This window comes from Alkalihalobacillus sp. R86527, assembly GCF_042466185.1.
In the GTDB taxonomy this organism is placed as follows: domain Bacteria; phylum Bacillota; class Bacilli; order Bacillales; family Guptibacillaceae; genus Guptibacillus.
In genome coordinates, this window is sequence record NZ_JAXHBW010000001.1 from 3,372,623 (window position 1) to 3,392,912 (window position 20,290).

The window sequence follows — 20,290 nt, forward strand, 5'->3', positions numbered from 1 at the left end:
GTGTAATTTTACACGTTTCCGTTTTTACGGAATGTTGTTGTTTTAGAAAGAATAATAGGATATAAAACCTTCGACATGTCTAAGAAAATAAGAAAATTCCAGAAAACCGGAATGTATTCCGATTTTCTGGAATTGTTTAGAGGTTATACTTTTTTATTTTGTCATATAAACTGGTCTTGCCTATTCCAAGTGTTTTTGCAGCTTCTATTTTGTTATCGGAACACTTTACGAGCGTTTTTCGAATTGCTTCTCTCTCTGCCTCTTCCATAACGTCTTTTAATTTCCGCCCCGCAGCTACAATTGTTTTTTCTTCCGTTAAGTAATCAGGAAGAGACTCAATATCAAGTGTTTCGTTTCTAGTTAAGTGAACGGAAGCTTCAAGTGCATTTTCGAGTTCACGAGCGTTACCTGGCCAGTTATGTTGAAGAAGGAATTGTAGCGCTTCTTTCTCTATGCCGAGTACTCGTTTACCTGTTTTGAGTGCGATATTCTTTACAAAGAGTTCTGCCAGTGGCATTACATCCTTAAGACGATCTCTCAATGGAGGAATAAACAATTGAATCACATTAATCCTATAAAAAAGATCCTCTCGAAAACGCCTTTCTTCTACCATGGCTTCAAGCGGTCTATTCGTAGCAGCAATGATTCTTACATCCACTTTTTTTGCCTGAAGGCTACCCACACGTTCTACTTCTCGATCTTGAAGAACCCTTAATAATTTCACCTGCATATTTACCGGCATATCACCGATTTCATCCAGAAAAATTGTTCCATTATTCGCAAGTTCAAACTTCCCAGGCTTTCCACCTTTTTTTGCTCCTGTAAAAGCACCTTCTTCATACCCAAACAGCTCTGACTCTAGCAATTGATCTGGTATCGCCCCACAATTCACTTTAATAAATGGACGATTACTACGTTCACTCAATTGGTGAATACTATGGGCGAATAACTCTTTACCAGTACCACTCTCACCTCGAATCAGAACGGACACATTGCCGCTCGCAATTTGCTTCACCTTATCTTTCAAACTTTGAATCGAATCTGAAACCCCTGCAATATCTGAAAGAGAATAGCTCGCACCATTTTCTTTAGCAGTCCCGCTTCGATAATATTCAAGTTCTGAAAGAAGTCCCTTCACGTGGGTGTTCATCTGTTTCCATTGTTCTGTATCCCGAAAAATCACCGTACCTACAGCACCGATAAGTTCGTCATGATGATAGATTGGAACTCTGTTGGCAATCATATAGTTTCCACGTATGTATTGAAGATCAGCAAGCTCAAGCTCACCCGTTCTTGCTACAATATGCATACGAGTGTTTTCTATCACATCTGTTACATGCTTTCCGATTACTTGTTCACTTTCTACTTCCAAGAACTCGCAGTATGTTTTGTTCATATAATCGATTACACCATCTGTATTTACAACAACAATCCATTCGTAAGCGTTATCAATAATCTTCTCCAAAATGTTGCATTTGACCGTAAGCTCACCTGGGTTCAATTTAGCCACTCCTCTGTCCTATCATTCTCTTATTGTAACATCACTCTTACACATCGAATCAAAAAGAGACCCTTGTGCTTTGCACAAGAGTCCTTTCTTCACTTTCGTTTGTTTTTTGCATTTAGTAGTCGAGTCATTCGATCGGTGTTGTTCGTTTTTTCCTCTTTTGTTGGGGACTTAGCTTTCTTTTCAACTACTTCTTTAGGTGGATCTACTTTAGAAAAGGTTTTCTTCGTAGTGTTTGTTTTTGAAGCAGATTTTAATCGTTCAAACCTGACCGTGTTTTCTTTTGTTTGAGCATGATCTCTCCTCGACATCCTACTCTTCCAGTTAACCTTTATGAGACCAAAACGACGTAGCGCGATGTCCGCAATAAATAGGATAAGTGTGAGTAACAATAAATACTTCCAAATAGATTGCCGCTCATATCCTATCGGTATATTACGCAGAAACACATCATCAGAGTCAGAAAGGACACGCCCATTCCCCGCTTTAGCGATTGCTTCAATCTTCTTTTGATCAAGCTCTGCTGGACGGTACTCATCATTGTAAGGAAGCACAAATCCAGATTGATAAGCATCGCTAACCTCGCCATTCTCTCGTTGTTCAACCTGTGCAAAGTATACGCCTGTCTCTCCCTTAAACGATAGCTCATATTCTCCGGGAGCAGTGATGTGAAACTGAGAAGGCACTTTATTTCCTGCTGAATCTACTATTTTACCACTAACGTCTCCTCCCTCATCTACATTAGAAGAAATTGAAACCGATGCCTGCTCACCTTGCTTAGTAGAGGTAAGTTCAAAAGTATCCCCTTCAAATTGCGGAAGTGTAGACGTCACGATATTGTTCCAAAAAGGAGACCACTGCTTCCAAGATGGCCAACTTCCCGACCATTCTCCAGTCAAATCACTTGTCCATGCAATCGTCTTACCAAGACCATATTGCCATTTTGCAAGTACAGGATCTTCTTTCTCACTTTGAAGAAGAACAGAAGCCCTACCCTTTGGTGTCGTTGCGATATAGGTATTCATTCGTGGAACCCCAGCTTCAACATACGGTTGCAATTCATTTCCTGTAACAACAGGGAAGAAGGGGTTATCTTCAATATAAGTTCTCGTTGTTAAAGCTGTTTCTCTTGCTAAAATACTCGGAATTGTTGAGGCATCTGTCACATTATAAAACCGTCCCTCGCCATACTCTGCTAGATCTTCAAGAAGGTTTCGGTCAGCATCTGAACCAATCGCAACAGTCGAGAGAGTGATGTCACTATTCTCTGAAGCTTGCATCATCCCCTCATAGTTAGGCTGATTGCTTGCCTGTCCATCTGTTAGTAAGATAATGTGTTTTCTTTTCAATTCGAGAGGTGATAACCTTTCATAAGCAAGAGAAAGAGAAGAGAAAATTTCAGTGCCACCACCTGCAGAAACGCCTGTCACTTTATCAATCACTTTCTTCTTGTCCGTGATCGGCTTCGTTTCGATAATTTCCCACGGTTGATCATCGAAAGCAATAAATCCAAACGTATCTCTTTCTCTTAACAATTCAACTGAACGCGCAGCTGCTTCTTTGGCAATTTCGAGTTTGTACCCTGACATACTTCCTGATCGATCGAGTACCATTACCATTCCGAGAGAAGGGATTTCTTTTTTTCCTTTCACATCCATATCAACAGGCAGAATCTTTTCGATCGGAGTTTTAAAATACCCCCCAAGTCCAAAACTATTTTTCCCACCTGTCATGATAAACCCTGTTCCAAAGTCACGCACCGCTGACTCAATCATCGTCATCTGATCTTCACTAACCTGCGACCCAGAAACATTCGCAAAAATAATAGATTGATATTCAGCAAGACCTGTGAGGGATGTCGGAAGAAGCTCTGGAGTGATCTGTTTCACGAATAAATCAGTAGAATCGAGTGCTGCTACTGCATTATCGCCCTCCCCTTCCTCGCCTTCCACTACTAATATTCTCGGAGTACCTTTACTAATCGATATACCATAAGCTTCATTATTTTCAGCGGTCGTATCTGTACTGGCGTTCACTTCAGCTTTGTATTCTTTAAATCCTGATTCTGAAATTTGATCATCAAACGTGAAACGATTAACGCCCGCTTCTAATTGAACCTGCTTATCTATAATTTGTTCATTTCCACCATAAATCCTTACACGTGCTTTCATTTCTGTATTGCTTTCAATGTTAAGTTCGAGACTTGCAGTTTCTCCCGTATAGACCTTGTCCGGCACACTAAAAGAAGTGATAGCTGCGTCTTGTTGTGAATCAGGTTGAAACCCTTTAACATCAACAGTAATGCCTTGCCTGGCAAGTTCTTCTGCTCGTGCTACTGCATCATGAGTGGTCTCATTTCCATCTGTTAAAAGAACGACCCTTGAGCGACGAGTAGAATCTAGTAAACTTCCTGCAACACTAAGTCCACTAGCCAGATCAGTAGCAGTTCCATCCGTTTCAGCAAGAAATGCAACTTTTTGTTTTTCATATTGACGAAGGTTCCTTTCAACATTCGCATCCGCACCAATCGTCACGATCCCAAACTCATCTTCAGGTTCACTACTTCCGAGAGCATCCTGAATATACTTCTTCATCTCATCACTTTGGTTTTTTTGACTATCAGACTGATCTACTACAAACACGGTTGAAAGCTCTGTGACAGGGGTTACAATTTGCAGTCCAGCAAGCGCGAAGATTAAACAAATAAATAGAAGCGATCTGAGTGACAGCAAAACCCATTCCTCAGTGGTAGAACCCATTCGCTTCCAGTATAAGAAGAGAGAAAGTGTAACCAGAAGAAACATCAATAGCCAAAGGGGTTGTTCAAATTGCATTTCCACGTCGATACACCTCCCATTCGATTAATAAAATGAGAAGTGCTAATCCAGCAAATACATGCCACCACTCTACTATCCCGGAACTTGTAACAGATGTAGATTCTTCTCCACTAGAAAAGGACTCATTTACTTGAGGAGACCGTTCGGTTGAAGGAATCGTGACGACGAAGTTTCGTTCCTTAAATCCATCTGAACGCTCTTCTATAATCGTATACATGTCGGGTTGATTAGGCACTGAAAGACTCCAATCATTCGTATTTAATTCTTTCACCCTACTGCCTCTACTATCTTCTATAACGGCACCTTTTGTACTGGACGAAAACGGTAGTTCCATTTTATGACCAGGGGCATACGAACCTAGAATGGATTGAGCCTTGCTCAGTGATTGAATCGTGTTTTGAATAAAAATTGGAAACCCAGGGTGAAGAGGCCAATCAGAATCATTGATATCAAAAGAAGCAACCATCATTTGTTTTCCTTCAAGATTTCCACTAAGCAAGACTGGGACGTCACCGCTTTTCACAATCGGATCGAGTGCAATAGTGATAGGATAAGCAGACTGAAGATAAACCTCCTCCATGTTCACATACTGCAACACGGTACGATCTAAGCCAGTAAGAGTCGCTTCTAGTTCGATTTTCTTTTCCACTTGATAATCTGTGACTTCCTCCGTCACAGGTGAAAAAAGCAATACTCCTCCTTTTTCAGGCCAGTTTTCTCGTTTCACTCCACTTAGTACATAAATAGCATCGTCCCGTTCTGGGTATGAAAAAGAACCGTTCTCGGATGAGAGGGTAACGGGTTCATATCCAAGTAACGTGACTGCTCGTTTGATGAAAGAAGATACATCACCGGCAAAGTAAACCTGAGGTGTAGCTTCTACATTAGCAAAGGCATATTGCGTATTATCTATATCGTAGTCATCCTTTTCCTCGATATGCGCTTTATAAAAGCTGTGCTCAGGCAATGCATCGAATCGAAAGGTATAGGATTCACCGGCTCCCACAACCTGATTCTTCGTTTCTAGCAACTCTTCTTCATTTGAATAAATTCCAACGCTTACTGTTGAAGATTGCGGCGTGTCATTTTTCACTGTCGCCGTTGCTTGATTGTTCTTCACACCAAAGGTTAGTAGTGAGAGATTCTCTACTTCCCCATCTATATTCTTTACAACTACTTGCTGTTGAACGCCACTAACCTCGTTTTCTTTTACATCGTCTGAGAATATGTAGATGCTCCCCTGTTGATCAGCTATGTATGATGCAGCCAGACTAATCGATTCAGGCATATTTTCTTCTTCAAACGTAACCGAAAGACCTTCTACTAGCCTTTTCATTTTTCGTTTATCTGTTTCTTTTGTAAAAACCATTTCGGGAACAGCTCCTGCCGTTACCATCGTTAAACTCTGGTCATCTCCAAGATTATCTATTAAATCGAGCACTTCTTTCTTAGCGCGTTCAAACTTTGTTTCTTCCTTACCAGCAGACATCGTAGCTGACGTATCGAGTACAACTGCCCCTGTTTCTCCAGACATTCTGTCACTCATAATGAATGGCCTTGCAAGAGCAATGATAATAAGGATGACAAATAAGAGTTGGAGATAGAATAAGAGATTTTGTTGAAGTTTTCTCCACCATTTAGAAGCCTGCCATTCTTCAATAACTTGATTCCATAAGAAAGTAGATGGAATTTGAGTTTTATCAAACTGCTTTCGAAATAAATAAAAGACAACGATCAAAGCTGTTAAACTTAACAACCATAAAAAAGAAGGTACTACAAATCCCATTTCATCACCTCACAAAATCCAGCCTTTCTTACGTAAATCACGAAACATCACGGTTTCGAGTGCATCCGAGGTAGAGCATGTCACTAGGCCGATGCCACGTTCAGAACAAAATCGCGCGAGATCATGTTGATGAGCGCTTAGTCTTTTTTGATAAGATTGGAGAACTTTTTTGTTCATCGATACATTTGTTTCTTGAGAATTCTCACTATCGATTAACTTTAAGTCCCCTTTATATCGAGGATTTAATTCATCCTCTGTGAGTACTTGAACCAATCGAACTTGTTGCCTTTGTGCCTGAAGTCGTTTCAGTGATAATTTAATTTCACCTAATGGCTCCATAAAATCACTTATGATGATAGAGAGCCCTGATTTCTTTGGCAGTTTACGAAGAACTTCTTTCATAAAGGATTGAGTTACTCGTTCCTCCAAATGATTCAACGAAGTGATATAGCTTAATAGCTTACTGCTATACGCTCTTCCCTTGCGAAATTGAAAAGATGGTGCTTTTTCACCGATTGGATGAAGGCTCACTCGATCATCTCCACATAATCCCATGTATCCGAAAGCTCCAGCAATAGATTGAGAAAAGTCACGCTTCTGCTTATTTAACACAACAGAAGATGTCGTATCTAAATAAATAGAAATCAACAATTCTTGCTCATCCATAAACCTCTTTATATAGTGTTTTTTTGTTCTCGCATAAGCATTCCAATCGATTTGTCTTAAGTCATCTCCAGGAGAATAAAGACGGTAATCAGAAAATTCAAGTGACGTACCTAGCTTTGTAGATTTTCTTTCGCCTCTGTGGGTACCCCTTGCTAGGATTGTAGATTGGATCCTATGCTTAGGTAATCGCTGCAGGACACGAGGAGATAGCATCATCTCTCTTCTAATCCTTTGATCACTTCCATAATAAGATCATCCGTTACGACACCTGAAGCTTCTCCCTCGAAATTAAGGAAAACTCTATGACGTAATACAGGTATAGCCACTTGTTTAATATCCCCGATCGATACATTCGCTCTTCCAGCTAGGAGTGCTCTTGTCTTTGCTACTTTAATAATCCCTTGGAGTCCACGTGGTCCCGATCCATACCGAACATTTTGTTGAACAGCCTCAGGTGCACCATCTTGATCAGGGTGGGTATTTAATACAAGTGAAACGGCAAAGTCCATGATGCTATCAGCAACAAGAACTTCGTTCGTAAGCTGCTGTACATCAACAATGAATTGGCCATCTATCACCTTATCTAATTCGAAATGTTCACCGCTCGTCGTGCGAATTGCAATCTCTTTCAATTCGCTCCGAGAAGGATACTCCACATCGATTTTGACAAGAAAACGATCCATTTGTGCTTCAGGAAGTGGGTACGTTCCTTCAAGTTCAATTGGGTTTTGAGTAGCTAAGACAAAGAACGGATTTGGAAGTTCTTTCATTTCTCCCATCACGGTCACCGTTTTTTCTTGCATTGCTTCGAGTAACGAACTCTGAGTCTTCGGTGTAGCACGGTTAATTTCATCTGCTAGTACGATATTTGAGAAAATCGGCCCTTTATGAAAGTAGAAAGACTGTCCCCCCTTTTCATCTGGTTGAATCATCATCGTCCCTGTAATATCGCCTGGCATTAAGTCCGGTGTATATTGAATCCTTGAGAAGTTCAAGTCCATTATTTCCGAAAGTGTTCGAACGAGCATCGTTTTTCCTAAGCCAGGTAATCCTTCGAGCAAGGCATGTCCACCTGAAAAGATCGTCCACAGAACTTGCTCGATCGTCTGCTCCTGACCTACGATAAATTTGCCAAGTTCCGCTCTAAGTTCGTTCATTTTCTCAGCGGTGTATGCCAATTTATTTTCTTGTTCTTTTAAATCGATCACCTTTTATTCCCCTTCCGGATTCATTTCGCTATAATACTGCTTCACGAGAGATTCTAAATGTTTCGGTAGCTGCAATCGTTCCACGCTTTGGCGATATCCATCTTCATAATCTCCATATACTTCTTGATAAGACCTGACTGATCCAGGGAGTACAGGAGCTTCTTGTGCTTCCTCCATCTCACTACTTCCCTCTCCTAATTCACCACTATCCTGTTCAACCTCGCCTTTTCCACCCATGCGATTTGGAACCGTCAATAATTCTCTATCTCCTTGTCCAGTTCCACCTGCTGATCCGCCTGTTCCAGAACCAGCTCCTGCGCCGCTTCCAGTTCCGCTGCCTGATCCATTGCCTCCACTACCTGTGCCACTTCCGCTAGCACTTCCGCTACCCTGTCCTTCTCCAGAGTTCGAATTAGAGTTTGTGCCTTGTGAAGATCCACTACCTTCGCTTCCACTAGATTGAGAGCTTGATGAAGCATTTGAATTCGAGAAGGAAAGTGATTGTACACCATTCATACCTGAAGCAAGCATCTCTGAGTTTAGTGCTTGCGCATTACTTTGCAAGCTATTTTGAAGTGCTTTTGCACCTTCTAACTGGCTAGCACTCGCTATAGCCTCTTCCAGAGATTTCTCTAGGCTTTCAATTAAATCACTGACTTCTTCATCAGACAGTTCGTTTGTCTCGGCAGATCCATTCAACTCTTTATTCAATGATTGTAGAGCGTTTTTCTCTTTCTCTGAGAGCTCTTCTTGTTTCAACTTTTCCATCGCTTTCGTTAGCTTTTCTTGATCGAGTTTCTTGAGCGCTTCAGAGATGCCCTTCAACCCCTCACTCTTTTCAGAGAGATTCATTACCTTTTGTTTCGCTTTCTCAGCATCTTTCTTTAATTCATTCAGCTCTTTTTCTTTTGTTAGTAGGGTTTGTAAAAGCTCCTCTGCTGACTTTGCTTCCTCTAATTGTTTTGTTAAGTCCTTTTTCTCATCTTCTAACGACCCGCCTTTTTCTTTAGAAAGGTTCTCAATTTCCCTTTTTGTCTTCTCCATCAATTCATTTTCTTTTTCCATAAGTTGCCCTTGTTCCATTACTTTGTTTGGAAAAAGAACCATCATGATAATCATAAAACTTGTCCCTAGTAAAAAAGCGACACGTTTTTTGTTCATGGAGAACAGTTTCATCTCATGAACTTCGGTCATGATACGTCTCATTCTTTGAACAGTATCACTTCGCTGTATACGGATCATTTGATTTGAATCATCATGCAAAAAAGTAAACGCTGTCTCAACTCGATCTTCACCTACAAAACGGTCAAAGTACCGGGCAGCTTCACCTAAACGAGGTTTCTTCACCCATGCTGTTAGAGTAACTACTAAAAAAATGATTCCAGCACTAATGAAAGCAGTTTGGATAAGATAGGGCATCGCAATCATTCGACCGATTAAAAGTATGAGCACTGCAATCCCAAGGGCTAGAAGCAACCCCTTGCCTGTTCTCTCTGATAGATATCGCACCTGAAGCTTTCGCTGAAGGACTTTTAAATAAGAGAGAAGCGATTCTTTTTCTGTCATTCCTTCGGCCTCTTACTTTTTCTAACTTTCATATTCGGACGAAGCTTTGAAATGCTGATCCATAAAGACAACGTAATGAGGAATGCACATGTGAATAAATAGCTGATCCATAGTGGAATTGAAATGCCACTTTGTTTCAATAAATCTTTCTGTATACCTGGCTCAAAGACTGTCATGAGCACAGCAGCAGGGTTACCCATTAACATAAGATAAGGAATTGGATTTTGCGCTTGATTCGGTCCTCCCATTGAAAGGAATTGAATGGATAACATCGCTATAAACGCTGTAAACGCGGTTAGAAAAAGCGCTACACCATATGTTGTTATCATTGACACGATTGTTTTTCGTATAAGTGTCGAAAACATAACGCCCAAACTACCTATTGTGAGTATCGTAACTAAGTAGATTCCGAAAGTGGCAAGAATAGTTCCTGGTGCTACGCCACCAAAGAGAAATGTAATGCTGTAGAGTGGTAATGATGCCACAATGATCAAAAGTAGAAACGATAGCGAAGACAATAGTTTCCCTACAATGATGCTTGCTGATGATTGCTTTGTCGTGAGCAGCATATTTAACGTCTGTCTTTCCCGTTCTCCGCTTATCACACCAGCTGTTAGACCAGGTGTCATGAATAGGATTAATGCTAGCTGTACCATCGATAGCACCATGAACATGACCCGACTTTCCTCAGGTCGAAAATAGCCCATCCGCGCGTTCATCGTTGTTAAGAAGATGAACCCTATTCCAATGCTCCCTAGTACTAATAAATAGATGAGTATCCCTAGATAGCTCTTAAATGAACGAAGCCTTAATTTAAATTCTTTATTTAGGACTGGATTCAACAGCAACGCTTTCACCTTATTCCACTCCTTTCGTTATTTCCATAAAGATATCCTCAAGATCAGTTTTTTCCTCTGTGAAGCTGAGTATAGGTAGATTATGTTGTAGCGCTTCTTTCAGCAAAACAATTTGTTCTTCGTCACTTCCATTAAATCCAAACTGAATTTCAGTCTCCGTTGTTTTTCGAATGTCGACCGCAAGTGGTTGATCTTCAAAGAATTGGAGCGCACGATCAAACTCACTTTGAACATTGACGATCAACACTTTGTTAGCTTTTAATTGTTGTTGAATAGCACTTACTGAACCTGTTGCAACAAGCTGTCCATTTTCGATAACTCCGAGCGAATCACACATTTCAGAAAGCTCTGGAAGGATATGAGAAGAAATCAAAATCGTTTTCCCCATCGCTTTTAATTCTTTCAAGATATCGCGCATTTCTACTCTTGCTCTTGGGTCTAGGCCTGAAGCTGGTTCATCGAGAATCAGGATCTCTGGGTCATGAATTAGACAACGTGCAAGACAAAGACGCTGTTTCATTCCCCTTGATAGAGAATCAACGTACGTATCTTTTTTATGAGCTAAGTTCACAAGTTCTAGCAATTGTGGAATCAATGCTTCTCGTTCTTTTGGATGAATACCGTAACTTGCTCCATAGAAATCTAGGTATTCACCTGCTTTTAGGGAGTCATACACACCGAAAAAGTCTGGCATATATCCGATGTATTCTCTAATCTTTGAAGGATTTTGTGTCACGTCGATTCCATCGATGTATGCTGTTCCACTCGTCGGTGCAAGAAGGGTCGCAAGGATTGAGAAGGTGGTAGACTTCCCAGCTCCATTCGGTCCGACTACTCCAAAAACGGTTCCTTTCTCTATTGTTAAATTCAGTTGATCAAGCGCAGTGAACGTCCCATAACGCTTTGTAAGATTTACGATCTCAATCACTAGTAAACTCCCCCTTTATACTGATACGAGGAACAAAGAACTGATTTTTCATACTACTCGTTTTATTTATTTGAAAAACGATCTTACCGTCATTGACGTAATTCTGCACATCCTCAGTTATCTTCTCGCTCTGTTGCTCTAAGATCTTGCCATCTTCCTTATCCATTAAACGAATTTCAGAGCCTCCATTGCTTTGATCAAATTTCACGGAAAGCTCTTGGAAAGTGAGCTCTTTTTTTGTGAGAGACTCAGGGAGTTCATAACTAAACTCAAATTTCCCATTACCTAAATCCACCCAGTTTTCACCATTAGCTAATGGCTCAGTATAAAAATCTCCATTTCCTTCAAGCGTAGTAATCTCTGGAATAATTTCATTTAGATTAATAGAGAACTCTCCTGAGTCAGTTGTATCAATCTCGATAGGCATTGCGATCATGTTTAAGCTATTTCTCTTCGGTGCTTTGCCATTGATCTTCGCTTTGACGATCGATTGATCTACATATCCGATTAACAATGGAGATGAGTTCCAACCATTCAATAGACCATTTGTTAAATAGAATTCAAGAATAGTGAATTCTTTCCAGTTTTCAGTGTTTTGCATATTTCGCGCGTTGGGAAACGTCTTTTGAGCTGCATAGGATGATGGAGCAATCATCAGCGTATTCTGAACACCATCGACCGTGATATCCGTTTTGGAACCGCCTTTTATACTTCCTAGGTCATAAGATCTTGTGCCACTAATAAGATGTACTTTTTCTAAGTCCTGTTTAAATTTACTCGTAACATCACCTTTTAACTTCCCATCGACAACCTGCAAATCAGCTTGAAGGCTTCCTAACTCTACAGATGGAACAGTAACGGTTGCTGACCTTGTTGACCAGTATTCTACATCCTGAAACGTAATCTTTTCTCCATCCTTTGTCTGTTCTTTCATAGGAAATATGCTGTGATCAACATCTTCAGAATAGTGGTCCATCTTTGGTGAAACAGATAAATTATCACCTTCAAATGAGAGGCTATAATCCCCACTTCCATTCGTCAGAATGGAGGAACTTCCATAACCTGAAGCTATTCCAGATTCATCAAGTTCAAAAACCATCATTTCATTCACTTGAGTTCCTTTTAGGCGATCCTTGGCCCCTACAACATAAATACCTATACTCGCAATCAATGCAAGGGAAGGAATGATCCACCATCCCCACTCTCGCCGATCTTTCTTCTTCAATATCACGTAAAGAACAGGTACGACTACTATGAGATAGATGATAAATAAGGCAATTAATATCGGTATGGAAATGACTGACCCAGGAAACATCTCTGAATCATATGTAAGTTGTTGAAGCATGTCATCCGTTGATCCATGACCATTTCTTCCCTTATCGACCGTTTTTTGAATTAGTTTCTCCCACCACTTACCGTTACCTTCCCATTCCACAAGTTCTTTCGAGGCTGGGTTATATGCCAGCTGGATGACTTCTCCCATCCCAACTGAATCGCTTACAACAAGCGGAAGGTTATTTTGCTCAAACTCAATCGTTGCGGAACCATTTAATTTTCCTGTCACTACTTCAAAATTTGATAGAGGTAATGGTTCTTCAGAATTAAGAGTCGATAGTTCCTCCAGCCTTTCGGAGCCAGATGGCATAAGAGGTAACAATTCACTGAGAGCCCCGAGGCGCTGCTTAACGCTAGATGAACTGCCAATAACGAGGTTCCCTCCTCTTTCCACCCAATCCGCTATGTTCTGCTGTTGCTCATCCGAAAACTCTGCAGCATTGTATTCATTTATTAGGATAAGGTCAAATACTTCAAGTGCTTCAGATGACTGATAAACAGACTCCATTTGAATTAACTCAGTTGAATTACCATTAAACGATGCTGCTTTTATGGCATTGAAAGCATCCTGATCATCACTGAGCACACCTACAACGAGACGGTCGAATGGCAAAAAAGACGGAGTAAGATCAAGGTCGCCTGAAAGTTCAACTTGCTTTCCTTTCTCAAATCCACCTTCAAAAAAATAAATATGCTGTGTTTTCTTTGACGGATTATTGGAATGCTGTATGTGCTCACCAAACCCTGAGACTGTTAGTTGATATGTTTTTTCTTCTCCTTCACCAAGTTCTACAGAAATAACTTGATTATGGGCTGTAGAATAACCTTTACTTGATGAAAGAACCAAATCACCTTTTACACTTTCTCCCTTGTTCTTAAGGGTGAGCTCAACAGGAAATCCTTTCCCCACTTGAGCTTTCCCGTCGATTCCTATCTTTGATTCTACTTCTATCCCCCCAGCAGCCTTTGCATGCTGAGGCAGTGTTATCGCGAATGCGAGAAACAAAATGATAGCTATTGCTTTATGTACATTCTTCACTTATTCTTCCCCCTTTTCATCTTCTTTCCATTATTTCAACGATTGAACATGCAAAAAAGTTCCACCTCCCCTTAAAGAAAATGGAACTTTATACATTAATTAATTGAAACGGATAGCCTTATCCTATCTCTGCAAACGATTCCGTTTTCTATGATATCTTCATCGTAATCTTCAAAGTAACCATGTTGGATTTCCATCATTCGAAATCCGCACTTTTGGTAAAGAGCGAGCTGTCCTATACTAGAGTTCCCAGTCCCAATTTCAACAGTTTCAGCCCCCATTTGTTTCGCTCTAAGGAGCGCATCCTGTAACAATTTCGTTCCGATCCCTTGACCTCTATCACTTTCATCAATAGCTATATTCACTATTTCGACAGAAGAACCCTTCTGCAACAAGACATATACTCCGATGACTTTTCCATTTTGGTTGGCGATATAACACTCGCCACGTTCAAGATACTCCTTTACATTCTCGAAGGAAGGGTCTGCATCAAGAAGAAGATCGAATGGAAAAGATTTCATCTCTCTAGTAACGTTCATTATAATCAATCTCCCTTTCTTGTTAACGTAAACGTCGTCTTCTCACTTGTAACAGCTTCATAGACAGGAAAGTGACTGATCTTCATGTTTATTTCGCTCGCCCTCTCAAAAAACTCTCTCTTGATAAGGATGTTTTGAACTTCCTTATCGGGTGTGGGAGATAACGAACTACCATTTGGTTCGATAATCGTTCCATTTTGATCTGTTATTTCAATAAGCGGACCACTCTTAAAGTGATAGACATCAGATCCTGAATCACCAGTAACGTTGTATTTTAAATTTTGCATTCCTTCAGTGACGTAATTAAACCATGTGTTAAATTGTTTACCTTCTGCACCTTCGAGTCCAACCGAAATCCCTAACAAGTCCTGATTGGGCTCGCCATACGTGTTGTTGTTAGATAACCCTTCGAAGAAGATGCCCATCCCATTCTTGCTTCCGATTTTTTTCTCGATGGATTGGGAATTTCCCTTATCTAAAGCTAAACCCTGGTCAATCGTTTCCTTTGAAATAGTATGCGTGATTGGAATCCCTTCGTCCATGAATTCCAACGCCACTACTTCGAGACTGAATTCATGTGGAAACTCCTTAAACTTCCTCACATTTACTTCATAACGATCTTCATCTTCTAACCTTCCAACACTTATTTGATCTTCGAATATTTCGCCATTCGGTTTGGTAATTCGTAGTTTCAAACCTTGTAACAAACGTTTCGTATTTTTCAATTTGAATGAAAGCTTTGTATTCTCGATATATAAAGTCAATGCTTCCCACTCGATCGTCCTTCCATCACCTAACGTCGTAGTTTGATTAAGGTCGAATTTCTCAAGCTTCTCATTTGGAAGTGTAGAAAGTGAGACATCGATTGCCATTGACTCTAGTGTCTTTTTATCTTCATATGAACCATGAATCATTTCGGGTTGATCGATTACGATTTTGTCGATTTTATCGTTTTCCATCACTTTTTCAATTTCTTCAAAATTCCCTTCCGAACCTGTCAATCGTATCGTAACCCCTCTATATAATCGATAATTATGTACATAGCCTTTTACAAGCCAATTGGTATCCTCTATTGAAAGATCAAAATCATGACTTTCCCCACCAGCTTCAAGTGAAAGATCTTCAAACATCAAATAGGGGACGTCAGATAGTTCTTTGTCCTCTGAACGTATATCGATGCTATAAATAAGCTGCATGGTACCTTGACGAAACCAGGCTTTCTCAACCCTTAACGTACGACGATCTTTCATCAAAATCTTTTCGTAATTAACGTCAGTAAATAATTGATAGTTTGTAGCAAGGTTAGAACGAGTCAATTTCCTTGTTATCTCATTCATTAATTCTTTCTCATTATCAACTTGATTGAACTGTTCACTAACTTTAAATGTTGGTTCATCGTTCTGACTCCAATTCATGTATAATAGGAAGCCTGCGAATACAACGAGCACGACTATAAGTTTCGGTATGTTTTTCTTAAAGATTTTATTCACTCCTTTGTTTACCGATCTTCCAGATTTATCATACTATTCTTTCTATTTCCAAGAAAGGGCAACCAACAAAAAAACCGTGTTCTCTACACGGTTAAGATGCTTTGTATTTAGATGAAATGATCAGACTGATTACTAGTGAAACGATTAGACTAATCAGATCGATTGGATTATACAATAAACCAAATGTAATGGTACCCGTTAGTTGTTGCCCTTTACTCCATACTCCTAGCCAGGCTGGCTGAAAAGCATTGTTCACAATCAAACCAATGACCAAATTCGTTATAAAATAAAAACAAATTAAACTAATGGTGAAAATAACATATTTCTTCAAGTTCCCCTACTCCTTCTAAAGCGTCGTCTACAATATTGTAACCCGCCTGAATCTTATTTCTCAACTTACCTGATAGTGACACATCATTATTCAAATCCATACCGTATAACTAAGTTAAAGAAAAAAGGAGGGGTCAAGATGCACCACTTCCATTACAGGCCACCATATTTACCTCCTAACTTCCCCACTGAATACAATCGACCTATGCCACCTGTTGAGGTAACTCGTTTTCAAGGCTCAGCGGGTACATGTATTCACCTTATGGAAGACGGGAAAAAGCTCTTGAACAAAGTCCATAACGACCAATCCTTTGCGCACGAACTTAAAGATGCAGCCCAAAATAACGACCACACCTATGTTCATTCCCTCATAAGAAGTGTCGGCGTTCAATCCGCTCTCAAAACAAGCTATAATCCAGATGCCATTCGCATCGACCTTCATACTGGAGATGAAAGGGACTGCAGCGAACTTTCGATCAAACTTTGCTGGTAAGGAAAAAGAGAGCCCAACCAAGGGCTCTCTTTCTATGAAAAGCTAGTTATTTTACGATTAAGACCTGACACGGTGATTGCTGAGCCACTTTCTGGCTTACGCTTCCAAGCATCCATTTTTTTATACCACTCAACCCTCTGCTCCCGATTACAATCAATTCAGCTTTATTCATAATGGCAAGATCTACAATTTCCTTCGCTGGATCTCCGACTCTTACTTCCGTTTGGACCGTAATGCCCATATGTCGTAACGTTTCTTTCACTTCGCGAAGCATGACTTCTCCCTGACTTCGTTCGATGTTTATTCCCTCTGTTTGCTCATTCACCGGAGAAGGAACACCAGCATGGCCTTCATTTCCAATGCTACCTGTTCCATATGGAATTCTTGTTGCAGCCTGTGTTGAATACTTATTCGAATCCTTCATAACATGTACAAGCATAATCGAAGCATGATTAAGTTCTGCAAGTTTCACTGCCTGATGCAAAGCTTTCTCACTATCTTCAGAACGATCATAGGCTACCAGAATTCTTGAATACATCTTTTTCACTCTCCTCAAGGATTGAAGTAGTATTGGTATACCCGATCCCCTCGGAAAATAACGCTAAAAATGGAAGCGTATTCTCAACGATATATTTGTTATCAGATTATAACTAGCCAGTAATAATTTGCTCTTTAGGATAATGGTATCGTTCTTCTGGTGCATTCGCTCTCGTCATGAGCAAAAATGAGATGATTCCAATCCTTCCTACAAACATAAGAAAAATAATCACAACTTTACCAACTGTACTTAATTCAGGTGTAATTCCAAGTGAAAGACCTGTCGTACCAAAGGCTGATGTCACCTCGAATACTATCGCAACCAATGAAAACGGCTCTGTTACAGACAATATCACCACAGCTAAGCCGCAAATTCCTGTTGCAGTAAAGATAACAATGAAAGATTTAAGAATATCATCGTGATATAGCTCTCTTCCGAAAACTTTTACACTTTTCCTACCCATTGCAAAATGATAGACGGTTAATATCCCAACCGCAAATGTGGTCGTTCGTATGCCTCCCCCCACACTGCTTGGTGAAGCTCCAATAAACATCAATAAACATAACCAGAGCTTCGTAGCCTGCGTAAATTCATTTACATCCATGGTAGCTAGACCGCCATTTCTAGTCGTAACAGATTGAAATAATGAATAAAACAACGCTTGATCCCAGGTTTTACCTACCATGAAATTTTGTATCTCTAGCAACCATATAAGTCCTGCACCTAGAAAAACCAATATAAAAAAAGTGAGTGTTGTAACTTTCGTAAATAATGTGAAGCGATAAATAGTTTTTTCTTTCCTTTGAAATAAATAATCTTTTAATTCAATGAGCACGGGAAATCCTATCGCGCCAAGGATCAGCAATATCATATTTATTGTTTGCACAAAATAATCATCCGCAAATGGAACAAGTGAGTTCCCTGTGATGTCGAACCCTGCATTAGTTGTTGCACTTACTGCAGCGAAAAAGCCCTGGTGAAAAGCCTCCTGCCATGAAGGGAAGTACTTCAAAAAATACACTCCCAAAATCAGCGTCCCAATTGCTTCAAATAAAATAATCATCCCTAGTATTTGCCTCATTAACTTCACTAGTCCTGAAAGAGTCCCTCTATTCTGATCAGTACTGATTAACTTTCTTTCCTTCATTCCAATCTTCTTACCAATTAATAACCAAATAAAAGTACCGAGGGTCATAATGCCTATCCCGCCAAATTGTAAAACGAATGCCAGGATATATGTACCAATATCGCTAAATGTATCTGCTGTAGATACGACTGTTAAACCTGTGACGCTAATTGCACTAACAGCTGTAAATAAAGCATCTATGAAACGCCATTCAATATCAGCTTTATGCGCAAATGGAAGGCTTAATAAAACAGTTGATAGAATAACAGCACCTACATAAAAGAGAACGATCAGTTGTACAGAAGATAGTTCGGTCGCTTTTTCTTTAATCTTCAAATATGCCCCCCCATTCTAACTCGAAAAATTAGTGATAGTTAGATAATCGCCGTATTTATAGTATAATAAACTCTACCATTTTGTTCTATCCTCGGAGGGAAAGTCCATGAAAAATGAGCAAAATCATGAACAAGAATTATTGACGCTTAAAACGATCGCTGAAACATTAAACCGCTCTACTGATCTAAATGAGATGTTACAAACCGTGCTAGAAGAGCTGCTAAATGTAACCGGTCTAAAAACCGGATGGATATTTCTTACGGATGAAAGAATGAACTTCACCTGCGCTGCAGACTCAGCGTTACCACAAGCACTCTCACAAAATGATAAACAGTTAATGTCCCGAGGTTCTTGTTGGTGTTTGAATCGATACTGGGATGGAAGATTGAAGCAGGCAGTAAACATTATCGAATGTAAACGACTTGAGGATGCTACCAACCTGAAAATTGGAGATACTGAAGGGCTCACTCATCATGCTACAGTCCCTCTTACCGCAGCGGGTGAAACATTTGGGTTACTTAACGTAGGGTCTCCGGGCAAAGAACAATTTTCTGATGAAGAATTAACGTTACTAGAATCAGTTGCATTTCAAATTGGGACCGCTATCAAACGAACGTTATTGTTTCAAAGTGAACAAAGGCGTGGCGAGAATTTCTCAAAACTCGAAACGATTACAAGAGAACTTTGGAATCAAGAACGTGTTGACCACATCATCGACATCGTTATGAAAAACACTGGCAAATGTTACGAATGGCCTTTTGTCGGATTCTTCACTAAAGGTGACAACGATTTGTTAGTAACGAAACGGTTTTCAAATGGGAAGATCATGAATGCCAGAGAACGATTTTCTGAGAAAGAGCTTCCAATGATTAAACGGGCTTTCGATGAACAGAAAAGCCACGAAACCACTAATGAATTTATTCTATATCCAGATGCCACTTCAACATTATCACTCCCTGTCTCAGTAAGAGACGAGCACATAGGTGTTTTAGTCGTGTCCAAGATTGAGGAAATCTCCTTTGAAAACAGTGAAATAGAAGTTACTAAGGCGATCGCTGATCATATGGCACTTGCAATTGAACATGTGAAAATAAATTACAAGAAACAAGAGTTGCTTCTCGCTGAAGAGCGGAACAGGCTCGCTCAAGATCTTCATGATTCAGTTAGTCAAAAACTTTTCTCCTTATCTATGACAGCGAAAGGTGCATGTCGTTCACAACAAGAGGAGAATCCTGTCCTAACAGATGCGCTAACAGACATACAGCAGTTAGCTCAGGACGCGATGCGCGAAATGAGAACCTTGATTTGGCAGCTTCGACCAACAGGAATGGAAGCGGGTCTCATGACCTCATTGAAATCCTATGCGGTTGGACTTAGCTTAGAGCCACATTGCGACATTCAAGGAATGAAAGAATTACCCAGATTTATTGAAGAAGCGTTGTGGAGAATAGGTCAAGAAGCCTTGAACAATGTAAGCAATCATGCAAAAGTGAAAGAAGTAAAGATTATTCTAGAGATTCATGACAAAGAAGTCTCGCTCACAATTCAAGATAGAGGCCAGGGATTTGATCCAGCTCTCACCACCCTTACATTAGGAATACAGGGAATGAAAGAACGCACAGAACTACTTAATGGCTCATTAACTATTAATAGTAGTCCGAAACAAGGCACAACCGTTACCGTTGTGCTACCGATCTTGAAGTAGAAAG

16 protein-coding genes are annotated in these 20,290 nt (G+C 40.1%); 2 read left to right on the forward strand and 14 right to left on the reverse strand.

The annotated features are described in order from the left end of the window. Positions 1–136 precede the first annotated feature (136 nt). From SJY16_RS17575 to SJY16_RS17630, 12 genes are all read right to left on the reverse strand, one after another. Positions 137–1,501, reverse strand: a complete 1,365-nt coding sequence (locus SJY16_RS17575; protein WP_377891225.1) for a sigma-54 interaction domain-containing protein — start codon at positions 1,499–1,501, stop codon at positions 137–139. Between the two features lie 98 nt (positions 1,502–1,599). Then, on the reverse strand, positions 1,600–4,341 hold the full coding sequence (locus tag SJY16_RS17580) for a VWA domain-containing protein (protein ID WP_377892317.1): 2,742 nt from the start codon (positions 4,339–4,341) through the stop codon (positions 1,600–1,602). Beyond that, positions 4,331–6,130: a vWA domain-containing protein gene (locus tag SJY16_RS17585; RefSeq protein WP_377891226.1), complete on the reverse strand. Its 1,800-nt coding sequence runs from the start codon at positions 6,128–6,130 to the stop codon at positions 4,331–4,333. The genes SJY16_RS17580 and SJY16_RS17585 overlap by 11 nt, the downstream gene beginning before the upstream one ends. Positions 6,131–6,139: 9 nt before the next feature. Further along, entirely contained in the window at positions 6,140–7,012 is an 873-nt protein-coding gene (locus SJY16_RS17590; protein ID WP_377891228.1) for a DUF58 domain-containing protein, read from the reverse strand. Further along, a complete protein-coding gene (locus tag SJY16_RS17595) occupies positions 7,009–8,004 on the reverse strand; it encodes an AAA family ATPase (protein WP_377891229.1) in 996 nt (331 codons plus the stop codon). The genes SJY16_RS17590 and SJY16_RS17595 overlap by 4 nt, the downstream gene beginning before the upstream one ends. A 3-nt stretch (positions 8,005–8,007) precedes the next feature. Continuing rightward, positions 8,008–9,570: a hypothetical protein gene (locus tag SJY16_RS17600; RefSeq protein ID WP_377891230.1), complete on the reverse strand. Its 1,563-nt coding sequence runs from the start codon at positions 9,568–9,570 to the stop codon at positions 8,008–8,010. Next, complete coding sequence (locus SJY16_RS17605) at positions 9,567–10,427, reverse strand: ABC transporter permease (RefSeq protein ID WP_377891232.1); 861 nt, start codon at positions 10,425–10,427, stop codon at positions 9,567–9,569. Before SJY16_RS17605 ends, SJY16_RS17600 begins: the two co-directional genes overlap by 4 nt. Before the next feature lies 1 nt (position 10,428). Next, positions 10,429–11,355 carry an ABC transporter ATP-binding protein gene (locus SJY16_RS17610; protein WP_377891234.1) on the reverse strand — a complete coding sequence of 309 codons (927 nt, stop codon included), beginning with the start codon at positions 11,353–11,355 and terminating at the stop codon, positions 10,429–10,431. Beyond that, a complete protein-coding gene (locus tag SJY16_RS17615; RefSeq protein ID WP_377891237.1) occupies positions 11,348–13,729 on the reverse strand; it encodes a DUF7408 domain-containing protein in 2,382 nt (793 codons plus the stop codon). Before SJY16_RS17615 ends, SJY16_RS17610 begins: the two co-directional genes overlap by 8 nt. Positions 13,730–13,824: 95 nt before the next feature. Then, positions 13,825–14,268 (reverse strand): GNAT family N-acetyltransferase, encoded by a 444-nt coding sequence (locus tag SJY16_RS17620; RefSeq protein ID WP_377891239.1) that lies wholly within the window; start codon positions 14,266–14,268, stop codon positions 13,825–13,827. Positions 14,269–14,273: 5 nt separating this feature from the next. Continuing rightward, positions 14,274–15,758, reverse strand: coding sequence for a hypothetical protein (locus SJY16_RS17625; protein WP_377891241.1), 1,485 nt, complete (start codon positions 15,756–15,758; stop codon positions 14,274–14,276). A 91-nt stretch (positions 15,759–15,849) separates the two neighbouring features. Then, positions 15,850–16,089: a hypothetical protein gene (locus SJY16_RS17630; protein WP_377891243.1), complete on the reverse strand. Its 240-nt coding sequence runs from the start codon at positions 16,087–16,089 to the stop codon at positions 15,850–15,852. A gap of 138 nt (positions 16,090–16,227) precedes the next feature. Between SJY16_RS17630 and SJY16_RS17635 the strand changes: the two genes are divergently transcribed. After that, positions 16,228–16,581 (forward strand): YuzC family spore coat inner layer protein, encoded by a 354-nt coding sequence (locus SJY16_RS17635; protein WP_377891244.1) that lies wholly within the window; start codon positions 16,228–16,230, stop codon positions 16,579–16,581. 46 nt (positions 16,582–16,627) lie between these two features. Here the strand turns inward: SJY16_RS17635 and SJY16_RS17640 are convergent, their stop codons facing one another. Continuing rightward, positions 16,628–17,119, reverse strand: a complete 492-nt coding sequence (locus SJY16_RS17640) for a universal stress protein (protein WP_377891246.1) — start codon at positions 17,117–17,119, stop codon at positions 16,628–16,630. Between the two features lie 112 nt (positions 17,120–17,231). Beyond that, positions 17,232–18,581 (reverse strand): TrkH family potassium uptake protein, encoded by a 1,350-nt coding sequence (locus SJY16_RS17645; RefSeq protein WP_377891247.1) that lies wholly within the window; start codon positions 18,579–18,581, stop codon positions 17,232–17,234. Positions 18,582–18,687: 106 nt separating this feature from the next. Between SJY16_RS17645 and SJY16_RS17650 the strand changes: the two genes are divergently transcribed. Continuing rightward, entirely contained in the window at positions 18,688–20,286 is a 1,599-nt protein-coding gene (locus SJY16_RS17650) for a GAF domain-containing sensor histidine kinase (protein WP_377891248.1), read from the forward strand. The last annotated feature ends 4 nt before the right edge of the window (positions 20,287–20,290 follow it).

Bases quoted from the DNA above. Each gene is read 5' to 3' on its own strand.
- SJY16_RS17580 (WP_377892317.1), bottom strand. From the start codon at position 4,341: ATGCAATTTGAACAACCCCTTTGGCTATTGATGTTTCTTCTGGTTACA.
- SJY16_RS17585 (WP_377891226.1), bottom strand. From the start codon at position 6,130: ATGGGATTTGTAGTACCTTCTTTTTTATGGTTGTTAAGTTTAACAGCT.
- SJY16_RS17590 (WP_377891228.1), bottom strand. From the start codon at position 7,012: ATGATGCTATCTCCTCGTGTCCTGCAGCGATTACCTAAGCATAGGATC.
- SJY16_RS17600 (WP_377891230.1), bottom strand. From the start codon at position 9,570: ATGACAGAAAAAGAATCGCTTCTCTCTTATTTAAAAGTCCTTCAGCGA.
- SJY16_RS17620 (WP_377891239.1), bottom strand. From the start codon at position 14,268: ATGAACGTTACTAGAGAGATGAAATCTTTTCCATTCGATCTTCTTCTT.
- SJY16_RS17635 (WP_377891244.1), top strand. From the start codon at position 16,228: ATGCACCACTTCCATTACAGGCCACCATATTTACCTCCTAACTTCCCC.
- SJY16_RS17640 (WP_377891246.1), bottom strand. From the start codon at position 17,119: ATGTATTCAAGAATTCTGGTAGCCTATGATCGTTCTGAAGATAGTGAG.
- SJY16_RS17650 (WP_377891248.1), top strand. From the start codon at position 18,688: ATGAAAAATGAGCAAAATCATGAACAAGAATTATTGACGCTTAAAACG.